Raw genomic sequence first — 14,692 nt, forward strand, 5'->3', positions numbered from 1 at the left:
GGTTTGACTTTCAGCTTAACAAAAAAAAACACTGAACCTACGCAGCTTCAGAGCCGAAGGCGAAGAAAAGCTGCGTCGTGAAGTGTCCACGGCTTCAAGATGGCTCTGCAAAATTGATCTGAACGAGGGGTGGAACAGTGCTTTGCACGGCCCCCCGAGGAAGATCGGTTTGGCTTGCCAGATTGAAGCTCAAGGGGGCAGCGGGGGGCCCCGCCCCCGACATATCTTTCTTACATATACCACCGATAAATGTGCGAACTTTTTACCTGTAAAGGTGAACAAGGCCGTTTTCAAGCGAAAAATTTATATGCGAAGTGCCACAGTGTAAGCTTTTTGAACAGCCATTCAAGCCTTAATGAGGCTTCAGAAGAGCCTATTCAAATTTGGCTTATTGGTTAAACTTCAGAAGGCTCATCAAAGGTAAGATCCCCATATGCTTTGCTTAAAAACGTCTCGACTTCTTCGGCGGTATGGAGAGAAAGGGCCTCTTCAGCAAGGCTTCTCAGTTCATTCGTAGAGAGCTGGGCGATCACCTTCTTGACTTGGGGGATGTAGCGGGAAGCGCAAGAGAATTTGCGGACCCCTAGGCCGAGAAGGAGGGGGGTCATCAGCGGATTGGAAGCCATCTCCCCACAAAGACTCACAGGGATTTCTTGTTTTTCTGATGCTTCGACAACCCGCTTAATCATCCGGAGAATGCTGGGATGCAAGGGCTTGTAGAAGGGCTGAACATCTTGGGTGGCTCGGTCGGCAGCTAGGGTATACTGCGTCAGGTCATTGGTTCCGATCGAGAGGAAGTCGCAGGCGCTGGCAAGGTGGTCACAGGTCATGACAGCTGAGGGCACTTCAATCATACACCCAATGGGAATCTCATCGGCAATTTCATGCCCCTCGGAGCGGAGCTGGAGGGCCGCTTCCTGAAGGAGCTCTTTTGATTCGAGGAGCTCGGAAACATCGGAGATCATCGGAAGGAGGATCCGGAGATCCCCATCGAGACTGACGCGGAGAAGGGCCCGAAGCTGTTGGACAAAGATCTCTTTATTGCGGAGGAGGAAGCGGATACCACGACAGCCAAGAGCGGGGTTGGGCTCTTCTTCGTAAAGGTTGACGTTCCCCTTGTCTCCCCCTACATCAAAGGTGCGGAAGATGACAGGCATCCCTTTCGCTTTTTCCATCACCTGTTGATAGAGGACAAACTGGTCTTCTTCGGAAAAGGTCTCGAGCTCTTTCCCAAAGAAAAGAAACTCGGAGCGGAAAAGGCCAATCCCTTCGGCTTTGTAGGGTCCTAGAAGGTCGAGGTCGGAGAGGTTTTCAATATTGGCAAAGACGGTTACCTTGGCTCCATCTTTGGTTTGGATCCCCTCTTCAGCTTCTTCAATGGTGGCCACTTTTTGGGCTTCATCCGTTTCTTGCTGCGACTGGTACTTGTCTAGGGTTGCTTTGGAGGGGTTGACAATCGCTGTCCCTGTCTTTCCGTCGATGATAACGGGAGAGCCTTTATAAGGGAAGAGTGCGTCGATGGAGATGTTAGCAACGTAAGGGACACCTTTAGAGCGGGCGATGAGGGCAGCATGGGAGGTGGTGCCCCCTATTTCGGTGACAAACCCTTTGACCTGCCCTTTGGAGGCCTCAGCGATGCTTGAGGGAACAAGCTCTTTGGTAAAGATGATCGAGTTGTCGGGAATGTCTTCGGTTTTTAATGCTTTGCGGGGATGGAGGTTGCGAAGGATCCGCTGGGAAAGGTCTTTGACATCTAAAAGACGTTGCTTGAAAAAGTTATCTTTGACCTTGGAAAATTCTTTTTCGTAGTCAACCATCACCGAGCGGAAGACGGTTTCGGTGTTTTTCATCCGTTGCCGAATTTTCTTTTCCATAAAGGTGGTCATGAAGGGATCTTCCAACATCTGAATGTGGGTATCGATAATGGAAACGGCTTCGCTCGATCCCTCTTTAGCAAGGAACCTTTGGAGGTCATGAAGATCTTCTCGACTCGAGTGAACGGCCCGTCGGTAACGGCCAATCTCTTTTTCAACTTCTGCAGTGGGAATAGAAAATTCGGGGACGATCTCTTCTTGAAATCCTTCTAAGAAAAAGAGACTGCCAATGGCAATGCCACCACTGATGGGTGCTCCTTCTAAGATAATTTCTTCAAGAGTGTCGGTCATTTAGGCACTTTCTCCAAATTTCGTGTTAAAGGCGTTTAGAAGTTCGTCTAAGGTCTCTTTTGCATCGGCCCCTTCGGCTTTGATTTTTAACTCTGCATTTTTGGGCGCTGCGAGAATCATAATACTCATAATGCTACGAGCATTGACCGACTGACCCTTATAAGTCAATGTAACTTTTGCATTTCTCTTCTGCAAAATTTTTGCAATCGTTGTTGCAGGGCGGACATGAAGACCGAGTTTGTTCTTCACTTTGGCTGTCGATTCACACTCTTGTTCCAATCTTTTTCTTTCTCGCTATGGTTTCTAGTAGTTTGTCGTTAAACTCTCTTGCAGAGTGGTATCCCATCTCTTTAAGGCGGTGATTGAGAAGGGCGGTTTCAATCAGAAGAACGCTATCTCTTCCTGGTTTTACTGGCTGCACAATCAGGGGAACCCTCAATCCTAAAATTTCGGTAAAACGTTCTTCTAAACCCACTCGATCGTAATACTCTTTTTCGTTCCATTCTTCAAGTCGAATCACAAGATCAACTTGAACTTCGCTTCGAACACAAACAGCTCCAAAAAGATGGGCCACATTAATAATTCCAATTCCACGCAGCTCGAGAAGGTGTTTGTTAAGCTCTGGGGCCAACCCCACAAGATGGGAATTTCTCTTCCGCAGGATCACCACATCATTGGAAATGAGGCGGTGTCCCCTTTCGATAAGGCCAAGGGCAGCTTCACTTTTTCCCACAGAAGACTCCCCTTGAATGAGAACGCCCACACCATAGGCTTCGACGAGTGTTCCATGGAGGCTATCGGTCGGTGCAAAGTAGTCGGAAAGGAGCATGGTGAGTTCTGTTAAAAGGGGCATCGAGTGAACCTCGGTCCGAAAAAGGGGAACTTTGAGCTCTTGGCACACTTTTGAGAGCTCGCGGGGTGGCGGAAGGGCGCGGGCAACGATCACTGCGGGGGTCTCTGAGGTAATCACCCCTTTAAGTCTTTTTAGACGGAGTTCGGGATCGAGATCACACAAGTAGGAAAGCTCCATTCGTCCAAAGATGAGGATCCGTTTATCACTTTTTCGCTTCATATAACCCGCAAGGGAAAGGCCAGGTCTTTGGACATGAGAGACCTTGATCTCTCGCTCCACCCCTTGTCCTACGCGGATGGTCTCAAGGCCCAGGGAAGCGCCGTGGGTCTCATAAAACTCTTGGATCGCGAGTTTCATATCCCCTCCACGTAAAAGGCAAGCCAGTCCAAAAAGGTGCGAAAGGCAAGACTTCCCTGCTGGGACGTCCGGTAGTCGGAAATGGTCCCCTCACCAAGGGAGCAAAGGACATTTCCTGCCGCTCCATCGGGATACCACTCTTTGTAAAAGCATTGGTAAACCGCTGAGTCAAAGGAACGATAAAAAGGGAAAAGGGCTTCTCCAGGAACAGCCTCTCCTCCTAAAATTAGGGGGGTCTCAAGGGTTCTAAACCGCTCTCTTTCTTCTACTAAAACTCCTGAAGAGAAAATGCCGGTATCTCCTCCTTTGAAAAAGCCGTTGTGAACACGAAAAAACTGGAGAAAGTCTTCGGGCAGGGGGAAGTCGATCTGTTCTCCCATATTGGAAATCTCTTCGTCAACAAGGGGAGGCCCCCCGAGGAAAAATTCGGAGCGCTCTTTCAAGCTGTAGCTAAGATAGATCGCCCCTTTATACCCAAACTCATCCAAGGATCGGTTTTTGCCTGCGCCAGCATCCCCATCTTTAACTCCCTCTGCATCGCCCCTATCTCTTGGATAGGGGACTGCTTCGGTAGAGCTAAACCTGGGGCGCTGGCTTTCGCAAATTCCCGGCTCTTGAATGTGTTTGGGTATAGCCGCCACCATACCCACTTCGGAAACCCCTCCAAAAAAACGGTCAATGAAGGCATGAACATGGGGATCAAAGGGAAGGGCATTAAACCAGTAGTCCCGGGTAAACTCCAAACGGATCGTGGGTTCTAACTTGCTAAGCTCAAACCATCCTTTGGTGAGACGGGGGACCTTTTCATGAGCTTCTTCCCAAGTAAAGTTACTCTCGCTTAAGGGGATCATCTCCCCTTCTTTAAAGTACTGAATAATCTCTTTCTGCATACTCTCCCAACAGGTTTATTAACAAAGCAGTTTAAAAAGGCTTTATACTTTTTTGCAAGCATGTTATGAGAAAAAATAGAGATCCTGAAGTGATTGAGTTGCTCACCAGGTTGTCGGAGATTTTATTTTGGAGCCTGGGTTTTCGATGACCCCATAGCCCTAGGGCTATGAGGGAAGATCAGGCTTCCAAACTAAAAGAATAGCAAGATGGTAGCAAGGCAATCATGGAGGGTTCTCCTAGAGGAAAACTTATGATCTACACACGGGTTGTCATTGTTGGAGGAGGTTTTGGCGGACTGAACTGCGCTAAAACGTTAAAGAAAGCAAACCTCGATGTCCTCCTGATCGACAAGAAGAACCACCATCTCTTTCAACCTCTTCTCTATCAAGTAGCAAGCGCAGCGCTTTCCCCCGCAGATATCGCTACTCCCCTTCGGGAAATCTTTGCAGATCAAAAGAATACAACGGTGATCATGGGAACAGTCGATCAGGTCGACAAGAAAAACCGGAAACTCCTCCTCCAAAACGGGGATGAGGTCCCTTATGATTATCTGGTGATTGGAACGGGAGCGCGCCACTCCTACTTTGGAAATGATCAGTGGGAACCCCTTGCGCCAGGACTGAAAACGGTGGTCGATGCCTTAAAAATTCGGGAGCGGATCTTGATCTCTTTCGAAAAGGCGGAGCGGACCGATAGTATTCAAGAGGCAGAGAGGCATCTGAACTTTGTCATCATCGGTGGAGGGCCAACAGGAGTCGAGATGGCCGGGGCGATTGCTGAAATCGCTCATAAGACGCTGTTTAAAAACTTTCGGCGGATCAACCCTGAAAAATCGAAGATCTACCTTGTGGAAGGAGCTCCCCGCGTCCTTCCCCCTTTCCCCGAAAAGCTTTCGGAGCGGGCCCGAAAAGATCTGGAGAAGATGGGGGTTCGGGTCATCACCAATGAACTGGTAACCAACATTACGGAAGAAGGGGTGCAGGTAGGCGACGACTTTATCGAAGCAGGGAACGTCATCTGGGCGGCAGGCAACATCGCCTCTCCCCTTTTAAAAACGCTCGACATTCCTCTCGATCGGCAAGGACGAGCGATGGTAGAGCCCGACCTTTCGATCCCCGACCACCCTGAGATTTTTGTCATCGGCGATGCCGCCTGCTCGATCGGCAAAGATGGCAAACCCCTGCCCGCTGTGGCTCCCACAGCGATCCAACAAGGGCGCTACATTGGAAAACTTATCCGGCGACAAATTCCTAAAAAAAAGCGGCGTCCCTTCAAGTACTTCGATAAGGGAGGCATCGCCACCATCGGAAAAAATAAAGCGGTCGGCTTTTTTAAAGCGATCCACTTTAAGGGGATCTTTGCTTGGCTCATCTGGGGTTTTATCCATATCTTCTACCTCGTCAATTACCGGAGCCAGTTTGGGGTCATGCTCGACTGGACCTTTCACTACTTGACAGGACTTCGTGGCGCACGGCTCATCCACAAATCAATCAAAGAACGGCCTGACAAAAAATAGTCTTCTTAGGTATTTTTGAACCACGGAGAGCACAGCGGGAAGCCAACGATCTACCTCTGTGATCTCTGTGGTTGATAAAAATTAACAAGAGCTCTTGCTATCACATACCTTTGGAGACGCTACCCTGCCTTTTGCACTGCTCTTGTCGCTCTTGCTTGCGTGATTCTCTTTCTTTGGATCTACCCGCCCCACCTAGAAGAGGGACCAGCCACCTTTCATATCGAAGAGGTGAAACGGCACGCCGGCCCCATCCAAACCTCCATCGTCTACATCGGAAAGATTCAAGGGAAAACCTGCCACATCTACTTTCATCCCAAGCAAAAGCGCCCCCCTGCCAACGTCTCCTATCATATCTCCTACGGAACGCCAGTAAAAATGGGGCTGGGACGTTATTTCTTTAAGCCAGCAAAGGGAGCCACCTGGACTCCCCTTTCCCAATCTAGTCTTGCCGAGTGGCGCTTTCAGACCAAAGAAAAGGTCCGCCGCTGGATCCACTCCCGCTTTAAAAAGCGGGAGGTGGCCCATCTGATGACCGCCCTTGCCACAGGCAATTTAGAAAGTCGTCTCCTCGCCTACCAATTTCGAGTGGTGGGGCTAAGCCACCTTCTTGCCATCTCAGGTTTTCACTTTGCCCTTTTGACTTTTTTCCTATCGACCCTACTCAAACGGTTTTTACCCGAACGGATCTTGGCCGCTGTTCTCATCGTCCTACTGGGCGCTTACTTTTTCTATATGGGAGGTGCCCCCTCGATTAACCGGGCATGGATCGGTGTGCTGATCTACCTTGTGGGGATCCTCCTCGGTTACCGCCCCACCCCTTTAAATACCCTTGGCGTGGCCCTTCTCTTTGCGCTCATTGGTGACCCTCTCATCGTTGCCAACGTCGGGTTCCAGCTGAGCTTTGGCGCTACCCTAGGGATTATCCTTTTTTATCTCCCTTTCGAGCAAAGGCTCCGCAAGCTTTTCCCCAAACGTCCCTATAAAGAGCTCCTAAAAATGAAAGTTCTCGATCAATGTGGCTATCTAGTGTGCACCTACCTAAGGAAAGTGATCGCCCTTCAAGGGGCCGTTCTCACCCTTACCTTGCCCCTTGCCCTCATCCACTTTGGAAGTTATCCCCTGATGGCCCCCATCTACAACCTTTTTTGTCCCTTCCTTTTTACAGCACTTCTCGCCTCTTTCCTCCTCCACCTCGACTTTTTGACCGCCCCCTTCGCCTCCTTTCTCATCTCCCTAATAGCGGAAGCGCCCAAGCGCTACCTATTTGAAATGAGAGGAAGCGGTTGGGCGCTTGCTTGTCTTGTCCTTGCTCTGGCTATTATGTCGACTATTAAGAGTGCCACCAATTTGTCGTTTGATATTCATTTTCGCAAAGGGAACCAGAGTTTCTAGAAACAAAGAGCATTTGCGCAACCATACTAGCCGCCGCAATGGCTCCCTCTAACTTCCAAATAGGGGACCAATTTTCAACCTTAAACACTCTTTTGGTGATCTGATAAGCAAGATAAGAACCCAAAAAGGTTATAGCAGTATTGTAGATAATTTTCAGGTGGGTATCGACTTCTTTAAACTTACAGTTTATTTCTATTTGATTTTTAGGAATTTGCTCGTTGTTTTTAGCTGCCCGTCCAAAAATATTTCCAATAAGGCAGAGCAGAAAAGGTTTTGATAAAAAAGTAGTATTATCCCAGTTAATCTTAAAATTCTTCATAAGGATTTCTTTAACACAGGCTCCTACAGCAGAGGCTTCTTCATCAAAGATTTTTTCAACAAAGACTCTTTTATTAGAATAAAGAGGATAAGAAACGAGAAAAGGAATTCCAAAGCTGAGAGCATGATTAAAAAGCGGCCCTATAGTCCAATTGTACCCAGAACGCTTCAACGAATCATCAAAAAATAATTTAACGCTCTCCAAGATTGGAAATATGCTTACTAACTGGTTTAGTACAAGATCTTTCTTCCAAAGGGAAAGATCTTTCCCTCGCATTTTAGCAACTCCATAGGCAACTCCAAAACGGAGGATAAGGGGAATGGCAATGCGTAGAACAAAATGTTGGCGACCTATTTCTTGTTGTTGTTCATCAGACTTAGTTTGAACCTCTCCCGAGAAATAGTCATACACCAAGGCTGCAAGACCAGCAAAAAATTCTCCCGCAAAATATCCCACAGGGTCGAGCTCTTTGTTCCAAGCCTTTTCTTCTGCAAGTTTCGATGCTAATAGGATTTGAGATTCAAAAAAATTTTTACATAACTTTCGTTTTGGTTCAAGCATCTTTATTTATCCTTGTTTTCTAAGGGGTTTAAAGCATTTGCAAATAAACTTCTAGCAAAAATTGACCAAAATCTCCGTTTAGGGTAAAAATGATCTCTTCTACCTATGGCGGTCGTAGCTCAGTTGGTTAGAGCACTTGATTGTGGTTCAAGATGTCGCGGGTTCGAATCCCGTCGATCGCCCTTTTTTTCTTTTCCAATGTAAAAACTTCTGTTAAATTAAAAATATGGATAAAAAAAAGCGTTTACACCCAGAAGTTCAGGGACTTCTCGTCTTAGTCGGGAGTTTTCTCCTCTTCCTTTGCATACTCAGTTTTACCCATACCTCCCCTCAGAAAAACTGGTTTGGGGTGATTGGCTATGGGATCGGCTATGGAATGCTTTGGACCTTTGGCCTCTCCGCTTACCTCATTGCGACCTACATCGGGTGGATCGGCTGGAAAAAGCTGATGGGAAGCCCGATCGGCGGGCTCAAGATGAAAACCCTCTACCTCGGCATCGGGATTGTCTCCTTATCGGCCCTCCTCAACCTTCTGACAGAGGTGGGAGGATTTTCTAATGGGTTGATTGAGTCGCGGGTCATCTCTGAAATCTATGAGGTCTACTATCCCTACCACCAAAAATTGGCCCGCTTCAATTTAGGTGGGGTTCCCCTTTACTATCTCTACCGCGACCTTCCAATTTTTAACCTGCAGCACCTCCTCAGTAACGTGGGTGTGATGATCACCTTTTCTCTTACCGGAATCATGGCGCTCATCCTTTTCACCAACACGCGGGTCATCCCCCTGGCAAAGAAGTGTTGGGAGTTTGTGAAAGAGACAGGAAAATTCCTTAAGAAGGTGGCCAAAGATTTTAAACCTCGCAAGGTGAAGAAAAAAGTGGTCCCCATTGTCCCTGTCTTTTCTCCCCGCCCTCCCGTTCAGGAAAGAGAAGTGATGGAAGAAGAGGAGGAGGAAGAACTCTCCGATCTTAAAATTTCGACCCACTTGGAAAAGCGACCAGCTCCGGGGCGAAAAGTCAAGACGATGGACAACAAAAAATATGTGGGCGCCTATAGGCGGTACCGCCTTCCCCCTTTAAATCTTCTCACCAACGCCAAAAAAGTGGACCAGCCCACGCTGAAAAAAGATCTCGAGCGGCAGGCAAAGATTTTGGAGGAGACCCTCCTAAGCTTTGGTGTGGAAGGGCGAGTGGGAGAGATCAACTGCGGCCCCACCATCACCTCTTTCGAGGTCCATCCTCCAACGGGTGTGAAGGTTCAAAAGATCAAAGTCCTTGAAAATGACATTGCCCTCAACTTGCAGGCCAAATCGATCCGAATTATCGCGCCAATTCCAGGAAAAGCGGCTGTAGGTGTCGAAGTTCCTTCCCTCTATCCGCAGGAGGTGGGCTTTAAAGAGATGCTCAGCGAGTATCAAAAGGGGAGCAAAAAGCTTCACATCCCCATCATGTTGGGGCAGACAGTTACGGGCGATAATGTTCTCTGTGATCTCACAAAAATGCCCCACTGTATCATCGCTGGAGCAACGGGCTCAGGGAAATCGGTCTGCATCAACAGCATCGTGATGTCGATCTTGATGACGGCTCGCCCTGATGAGGTAAAAATCCTCCTCGTCGACCCGAAAAAGGTAGAGCTCAGCTCTTACACAAACCTCCCACATATGATCGCTCCGGTCATTACCGAGGCGCATGGTGCTTATGCCGCCTTAAACTGGCTGGTGAAAGAGATGGAAGAGCGGTACGAAATTCTCAAGCGGCTCAAGCTCCGCAACATCCACGCCTTTAACAACCGGAAATACAATCCGGAGAAAGAGGAAGAGCTTGCAGGAGGGATGGAAATCCCCCGAAAGATGCCCTATATCGTTGGGATTATTGACGAGTTTGCCGACCTGATGATGGCTTCAAGTTCCGACTTAGAGACGCCCATTGCCCGCATTGCGCAGATGGCGCGCGCAGTGGGGATCCACCTAATCTTAGCAACGCAGCGCCCCTCAAGAGAGGTGATCACCGGCCTTATTAAAGCAAACTTCCCCAGTCGGATTGCCTTTAAGGTGGCAAGCCGGGTCAATAGCCAGATTATCCTCGATGAAAATGGCGCTGAAAACCTCCTCGGCAATGGAGATCTCCTCTTCCTTCCTCCAGGTTCCCATAACCTGACACGCGCACAGGGAGTCTTTGTCCGCGATGAAGATATCAACCAGGTGATCGAGCATATCGAGCGGCAGCTAGGCCCTCAATATCTGATCAAGTCGTTTGATCAGATGGCCTCTGCAGATCTTGGTGGGGTAGGGGCTGGCGAAGGTAAAGATGATCTCTATTCCCAAGCCTATCAGATCATTACGGAAACGGGGACTGCATCGACCACTTTCCTCCAGCGCAAGCTGAAGATCGGTTATGCACGCGCTGCATCTCTCATGGACGAGCTAGAGAGCAATGGCATCATTGGCTCGCCTGATGGGAGTCGCCGCCGCGTCCTCCTCAAAAAGGACTAGAAAAGCGCGCAGTTCACAATAAAAACTCCGTCCAATCAACGATTGCATCAAAATAGTCTTCTTCCACAACATTTTGTCTAACCCCACCAACATGAATCAGCACAGGTCGAACTGAAATGAGCTTAGGTAAGAATAGGTTTTCGACTTTTTTTCTGACATCTTCAATCACTTGTACGCCGATCGGATTCTTAGAAAATTTGATCTCGCAAAGATAAAGAGTATTTTTCGTTTGGATTAGGTAGTCAATTTGACATCCTTTCCTCCGTTCGGTTTTTGTCTGAAAAAAGGGTCCATCATAAAGACACTCTTCAGGAGAAATGGATAGTCGCTCCATAAGATCATGCCGATTATGAACAACAAGGTTCTCAAACTGAAGCCCCATAATTGACTCCCAACTAGTGCTGCCATAAAGAGAGCCCTCCTTAAAGTTCCCTCTTAAAATTTGCTCTTTATTTGGAAGAATATACTTAAGATAGAATCTTAAGTAGTTGTCTCTTAATCGATACTTTCTTAGCTTGCTTGTTTCACGCGTCTTAATATCCCAGGTAAAATCGGCTGACAAAAACCCTGCTTCTTTTAGGTCTGTCAGATATTCTGAGACAATTCTTCCATTACTTCGATTTGTTCTTCTACAGATCTCTGCCTGGTCCAAAGAAGGTGTAGTTGATAGGGCTTCTACAATATCTTTGTAGATGGAGCTCCTCTTGGAAAATAAATCGTGAAAAATCCGGTCAAACTCGTTAAACAAAAAAACCGACTCAGAAAAACAAAGCTGTTTGATGTTCTCCTCTGCAGTCTGCTTTGGATCGATCAGACTAAGGTACTTTGGAACCCCTCCTGTAACGCTAAGAATTTTTAGCTTCTCAAGTGGGGAGATTGAGTCTTTTCTTTTGCCCCAAAAATCTGAGCATTCCTTGATTGAAAGCTCATCTAATGTGAGGGTAAGATCTACGCGCCCTAAAAACCCCGTATTTTTAAGGATATTTTTGTTGATCCAATTAGAGATAGAGCTTGCAACAATCAAAACTAAATTAGGGTTGGACTCAAAATATTGATCCCAAGCAACTTTTAGTTTTCCCAGAAATAATGGATCCTTTGAGCCCATCCAAGAGATTTCATCTAGCACAATAAGAATGGTCCCCTTCTCAGCTTCTTTACCAAGTGCCCAAAAGAGATTCCCCCAATCATCTGCTACCAGTTCTGGAAACCCTTGCTTTTTCATTTGACGCGCAAATTCTTCTTTCTGAGAGGTACTGGTTGTCTCGTCTGTTGGTGGGAGGCCTGTAAATGAAAATTTACGCTTAAATTTCTTGGAGAGTTCCCGAATCAGCCGACTTTTCCCTATGCGGCGACGCCCTTTTATAACGATAAAACTTGCAAAGTTACGGTTCATTTGCCCTTGAAGAAGCTTGAGTTCTTCTTTTCTTCCAATAAACATTTGCTAGACTCCTTGTACCATTAAAATGACATTTGTTGATTTAATGGTACGTTTTCTCGATTTTTTTCGCACCACTAAAATGACATTTGTTGATTTAATGGTGCATTTTGTTTGACTATATCGCACCATCAAATCGTCATTTGTTATTTTAGTGGTACGAGATGTTTTTCAAATCATTTACATTAAGCTATTTAAAAAATGTAAATTTCAAAAAATCTTCTTTGAAGCCCTTAGCCCTAGATTTCTTGTATTTTAACTCCCTTCTTGTAAGATGCGGGGTATGAAGAAGAAACCGAAAATTCTCATCGCCGACCCTTCCACGGCTCTTATTGATGGGATTTTAACCGCTAAAGAAGCGGAAAACTATGAGTTTGCCACTGCAAAGACAGGACCGGCAGTTCTTAGAAAAATCCAAGAATTCGAGCCCGACCTTCTCATCATCGACCTCATGATGCCCCACATCCACGCCATTGAGGTGATGAAAACGATCAAAACCAACGCCCGCTTCTCCAAGATGGGGGTCATTGTCTCCTCCTACCATGTGATGGTGCAGAATTACCATGCCGCCATTGACGAGGGGGCCGACTACTTTTTGACGAAGCCCTTCGAGATGGAAGAATTTTTCAAGTTGGTTAAGACCTTTTTTGAAGGGAAGCTCAAGCCCAAACCTTTCTGCTTAAAGAGCGGCGCTGAAATCATCCAAAACCACTGCTACCATCCGATCCCTTCGACACTCACCTCCTACTTGCGCTTTTGGGGAACGCGCGGTTCTAATCCAGTAGCAGGAGCAGAATATGTCCGCTATGGAGGGAACACCTCGTGCTTAGAGGTGCGGCATGGGGACGATTTGATCATCATCGATGCGGGAACGGGGATCCGGCAGTTGGGCGACTTGATCGGTTTGGAAGATCACCAGACGGTTCATTTGTTTTTATCCCACACCCACTGGGACCATATCACGGGCTTCCCCTTCTTTAGTCCCCTCTACAAGAAAAACTGTGATGTGGTGATCTGGGCACCGGTCGGCTTTGAAAAGAGTACAAAAGAGCTCTTTACCAGCATGCTCGCCTATGCCTACTTCCCGGTGCGCCTCGATGAGATGAAGGCCAAGGTCACTTTTAAAGAGTTGCGGGATGACACCCCTGTGTCGATCGGGAGCCTCATTGTTGACTGCCACTTCACCAACCACCCCGGCCCCACCGTCGGCTTTAAAATTAAAGCCCCCAACAAAACGGTGGGCTACATCACCGATAATGAAGTTCTTTTAGGCTACAATGGTCACCCCAATGAGATCCACCGGAAACATCCCCTCCTTGAGCCCCATCTGGGACTCATCGACTTCTTGAAGGAGTGTGATCTCTTAATCCATGAGGCGCAATACTTCCCCGAAGAGTACTACCGCAAAGTGGGATGGGGACACTCTTCGATCCCAAACGCCACGGTTCTTCTTAAATATACCGGCTGTAAGGAGTGGCTCGTTACCCATCACGACCCGAACCATAAGGACAGCGATCTGCAGATCAAGCTGCAGCTCCATAACGACATCCTCCAAGAGTGCAATCTCGATATCAAGATTGACATTGCTTATGATGGCCTAATGATTCCTCTATGAGGTGGCTGATCTTCTCCTGGTAAGCAATGGAGAGGGAGAGCTCTCTCTCAACTTTTTCCCGCACCTTTTTAAGGGCCAGCTCGGGGTTATTACACTCGCTGGAAAGGTGAGCCAAGTAAACATGTTTCAGGCCTGGGTGGTCGATCTCTTGAAGAAGCTCGGCGCACGCATCGTTGGAAAGGTGTCCTTGCCGCCCGAGCACCCGCTGCTTGTAGACCGGAGGGCGGTTACATGCATAGACCATCGAAGGCTCATGGTTTGCCTCTAGGTACAGATAATCACACTCGACAAGGCGAGCCTTCACAAGGGTTGTGACAAAACCAAGGTCGGCGCAGATCCCAAACTTGGTCCCCTCCATCTCAATCGTAAAGGCAACGGGATCGAGGGTGTCATGCTGGATGCTAAAGGGGTGGATCTCCATCCCCCCATATTCAAAAGACTCCCCTGTCGAAAAGATTTTGAAACGGGGACGGCTTTTCATCTCCTTCAAGGTCGCTTTGGCCGTTTCACTATTGGCAAAGATGGGTATGTCTAACTTCTGCGCCGTTCTTTCCACTCCCCGAATATGGTCCCCATGCTCATGGGTGACCAAGATGGCATCTATCTCCCCCATATCGACATCGATCTCCCCAAGTTTTTCACTAAGTGCTTTAAAGCTGATTCCCACATCGATGAGCAGTTGCGTCTCACCATTACTAATGTAAAGGGAGTTTCCTTTGGAGCCAGATGCAAGGGGACAAAATCGTTTCATATGGAAAGTTTTAGCACGACTTGCAAATTCTTTCTACAAAAAGATCAACACCTTAGCCAAAAACGTTGCAACTAATATTGACACAATTAATTGCATTTAATTATAGGTGGAGAATTAATAGGAAAGCAGATGACCCGACAAAAAATATTAAGTGAAATCGATCTGACACTCGATCAATTGATCAAAAATGCTGCAGCACTCCAAAAAGTGAAAAATGATCCCTCGTGCGAAACGGAAACAGAAGCGCTTCTTGACATCCTCCTCTCCCTAAAGGAAGAGGATTCCCAGGTTGTCTAAATACACCCTAGGAGCAGGCTCTTATCGCTAATCCCTGCTGGTTCCTGCT

General features: G+C 47.4%; 12 protein-coding genes and 1 tRNA gene. 6 read left to right on the forward strand and 7 right to left on the reverse strand.

The window, feature by feature from the left end:
* Positions 1–395: 395 nt before the first annotated feature.
* The 4 genes from ptsP to NEPTK9_RS07465 are packed head-to-tail and all read right to left on the reverse strand — an operon-like array spanning position 396 to position 4,265.
* Positions 396–2,165: a phosphoenolpyruvate--protein phosphotransferase gene (gene ptsP / locus NEPTK9_RS07450; RefSeq protein WP_194848207.1), complete on the reverse strand. Its 1,770-nt coding sequence runs from the start codon at positions 2,163–2,165 to the stop codon at positions 396–398.
* The gene (locus tag NEPTK9_RS07455) at positions 2,166–2,444 is read right to left on the reverse strand and encodes an HPr family phosphocarrier protein (protein ID WP_194848208.1); all 279 of its coding nucleotides are present in this window, start codon (positions 2,442–2,444) and stop codon (positions 2,166–2,168) included.
* Complete coding sequence (hprK, locus tag NEPTK9_RS07460; protein ID WP_194848209.1) at positions 2,428–3,375, reverse strand: HPr(Ser) kinase/phosphatase; 948 nt, start codon at positions 3,373–3,375, stop codon at positions 2,428–2,430. Before hprK ends, NEPTK9_RS07455 begins: the two co-directional genes overlap by 17 nt.
* Complete coding sequence (locus tag NEPTK9_RS07465) at positions 3,372–4,265, reverse strand: hypothetical protein (RefSeq protein WP_194848210.1); 894 nt, start codon at positions 4,263–4,265, stop codon at positions 3,372–3,374. Before NEPTK9_RS07465 ends, hprK begins: the two co-directional genes overlap by 4 nt.
* Positions 4,266–4,516: 251 nt before the next feature.
* Here NEPTK9_RS07465 and NEPTK9_RS07470 point away from each other — a divergent pair, with 251 nt between their 5' ends.
* The gene (locus tag NEPTK9_RS07470) at positions 4,517–5,782 is read left to right on the forward strand and encodes an NAD(P)/FAD-dependent oxidoreductase (RefSeq protein WP_194848211.1); all 1,266 of its coding nucleotides are present in this window, start codon (positions 4,517–4,519) and stop codon (positions 5,780–5,782) included.
* A gap of 159 nt (positions 5,783–5,941) precedes the next feature.
* Complete coding sequence (locus NEPTK9_RS07475) at positions 5,942–7,174, forward strand: ComEC/Rec2 family competence protein (RefSeq protein ID WP_194848212.1); 1,233 nt, start codon at positions 5,942–5,944, stop codon at positions 7,172–7,174.
* On the opposite strand, the gene NEPTK9_RS07480 is transcribed toward NEPTK9_RS07475, so the two are convergent.
* On the reverse strand, positions 7,113–8,054 hold the full coding sequence (locus NEPTK9_RS07480) for a hypothetical protein (RefSeq protein WP_194848213.1): 942 nt from the start codon (positions 8,052–8,054) through the stop codon (positions 7,113–7,115). The two genes, NEPTK9_RS07475 and NEPTK9_RS07480, sit on opposite strands and share 62 nt — an antisense overlap.
* Positions 8,055–8,162: 108 nt before the next feature.
* Here NEPTK9_RS07480 and NEPTK9_RS07485 point away from each other — a divergent pair.
* Positions 8,163–8,236, forward strand: a tRNA-His gene (locus NEPTK9_RS07485).
* A 44-nt stretch (positions 8,237–8,280) separates the two neighbouring features.
* The gene (locus NEPTK9_RS07490) at positions 8,281–10,545 is read left to right on the forward strand and encodes an FtsK/SpoIIIE family DNA translocase (RefSeq protein WP_194848214.1); all 2,265 of its coding nucleotides are present in this window, start codon (positions 8,281–8,283) and stop codon (positions 10,543–10,545) included.
* A gap of 13 nt (positions 10,546–10,558) precedes the next feature.
* On the opposite strand, the gene NEPTK9_RS07495 is transcribed toward NEPTK9_RS07490, so the two are convergent.
* Positions 10,559–11,983, reverse strand: coding sequence for an AAA family ATPase (locus NEPTK9_RS07495; protein WP_194848215.1), 1,425 nt, complete (start codon positions 11,981–11,983; stop codon positions 10,559–10,561).
* Positions 11,984–12,263: 280 nt separating this feature from the next.
* Between NEPTK9_RS07495 and NEPTK9_RS07500 the strand changes: the two genes are divergently transcribed.
* On the forward strand, positions 12,264–13,595 hold the full coding sequence (locus NEPTK9_RS07500; RefSeq protein ID WP_194848216.1) for a response regulator: 1,332 nt from the start codon (positions 12,264–12,266) through the stop codon (positions 13,593–13,595).
* Here NEPTK9_RS07500 and NEPTK9_RS07505 read toward each other — a convergent pair.
* Positions 13,552–14,346: an MBL fold metallo-hydrolase gene (locus NEPTK9_RS07505; RefSeq protein ID WP_194848217.1), complete on the reverse strand. Its 795-nt coding sequence runs from the start codon at positions 14,344–14,346 to the stop codon at positions 13,552–13,554. The two genes, NEPTK9_RS07500 and NEPTK9_RS07505, sit on opposite strands and share 44 nt — an antisense overlap.
* Positions 14,347–14,475: 129 nt before the next feature.
* Between NEPTK9_RS07505 and NEPTK9_RS07510 the strand changes: the two genes are divergently transcribed.
* Positions 14,476–14,643, forward strand: a complete 168-nt coding sequence (locus NEPTK9_RS07510; protein WP_194848218.1) for a hypothetical protein — start codon at positions 14,476–14,478, stop codon at positions 14,641–14,643.
* The last annotated feature ends 49 nt before the right edge of the window (positions 14,644–14,692 follow it).

This window comes from Candidatus Neptunochlamydia vexilliferae (genome assembly GCF_015356785.1).
Classification (GTDB): Bacteria; Chlamydiota; Chlamydiia; order Chlamydiales; family Simkaniaceae; genus Neptunichlamydia; species Neptunichlamydia vexilliferae.

What these genes read in the sequence shown, in the direction of transcription:
- NEPTK9_RS07480 (WP_194848213.1), bottom strand. Translation starts at nt 8,054, where the DNA reads ATGCTTGAACCAAAACGAAAGTTATGTAAAAATTTTTTTGAATCTCAA.
- NEPTK9_RS07505 (WP_194848217.1), bottom strand. Translation starts at nt 14,346, where the DNA reads ATGAAACGATTTTGTCCCCTTGCATCTGGCTCCAAAGGAAACTCCCTT.
- NEPTK9_RS07470 (WP_194848211.1), top strand. Translation starts at nt 4,517, where the DNA reads ATGATCTACACACGGGTTGTCATTGTTGGAGGAGGTTTTGGCGGACTG.
- hprK (WP_194848209.1), bottom strand. Translation starts at nt 3,375, where the DNA reads ATGAAACTCGCGATCCAAGAGTTTTATGAGACCCACGGCGCTTCCCTG.
- NEPTK9_RS07510 (WP_194848218.1), top strand. Translation starts at nt 14,476, where the DNA reads ATGACCCGACAAAAAATATTAAGTGAAATCGATCTGACACTCGATCAA.
- NEPTK9_RS07500 (WP_194848216.1), top strand. Translation starts at nt 12,264, where the DNA reads ATGAAGAAGAAACCGAAAATTCTCATCGCCGACCCTTCCACGGCTCTT.
- ptsP (WP_194848207.1), bottom strand. Translation starts at nt 2,165, where the DNA reads ATGACCGACACTCTTGAAGAAATTATCTTAGAAGGAGCACCCATCAGT.
- NEPTK9_RS07465 (WP_194848210.1), bottom strand. Translation starts at nt 4,265, where the DNA reads ATGCAGAAAGAGATTATTCAGTACTTTAAAGAAGGGGAGATGATCCCC.
- NEPTK9_RS07495 (WP_194848215.1), bottom strand. Translation starts at nt 11,983, where the DNA reads ATGTTTATTGGAAGAAAAGAAGAACTCAAGCTTCTTCAAGGGCAAATG.
- NEPTK9_RS07490 (WP_194848214.1), top strand. Translation starts at nt 8,281, where the DNA reads ATGGATAAAAAAAAGCGTTTACACCCAGAAGTTCAGGGACTTCTCGTC.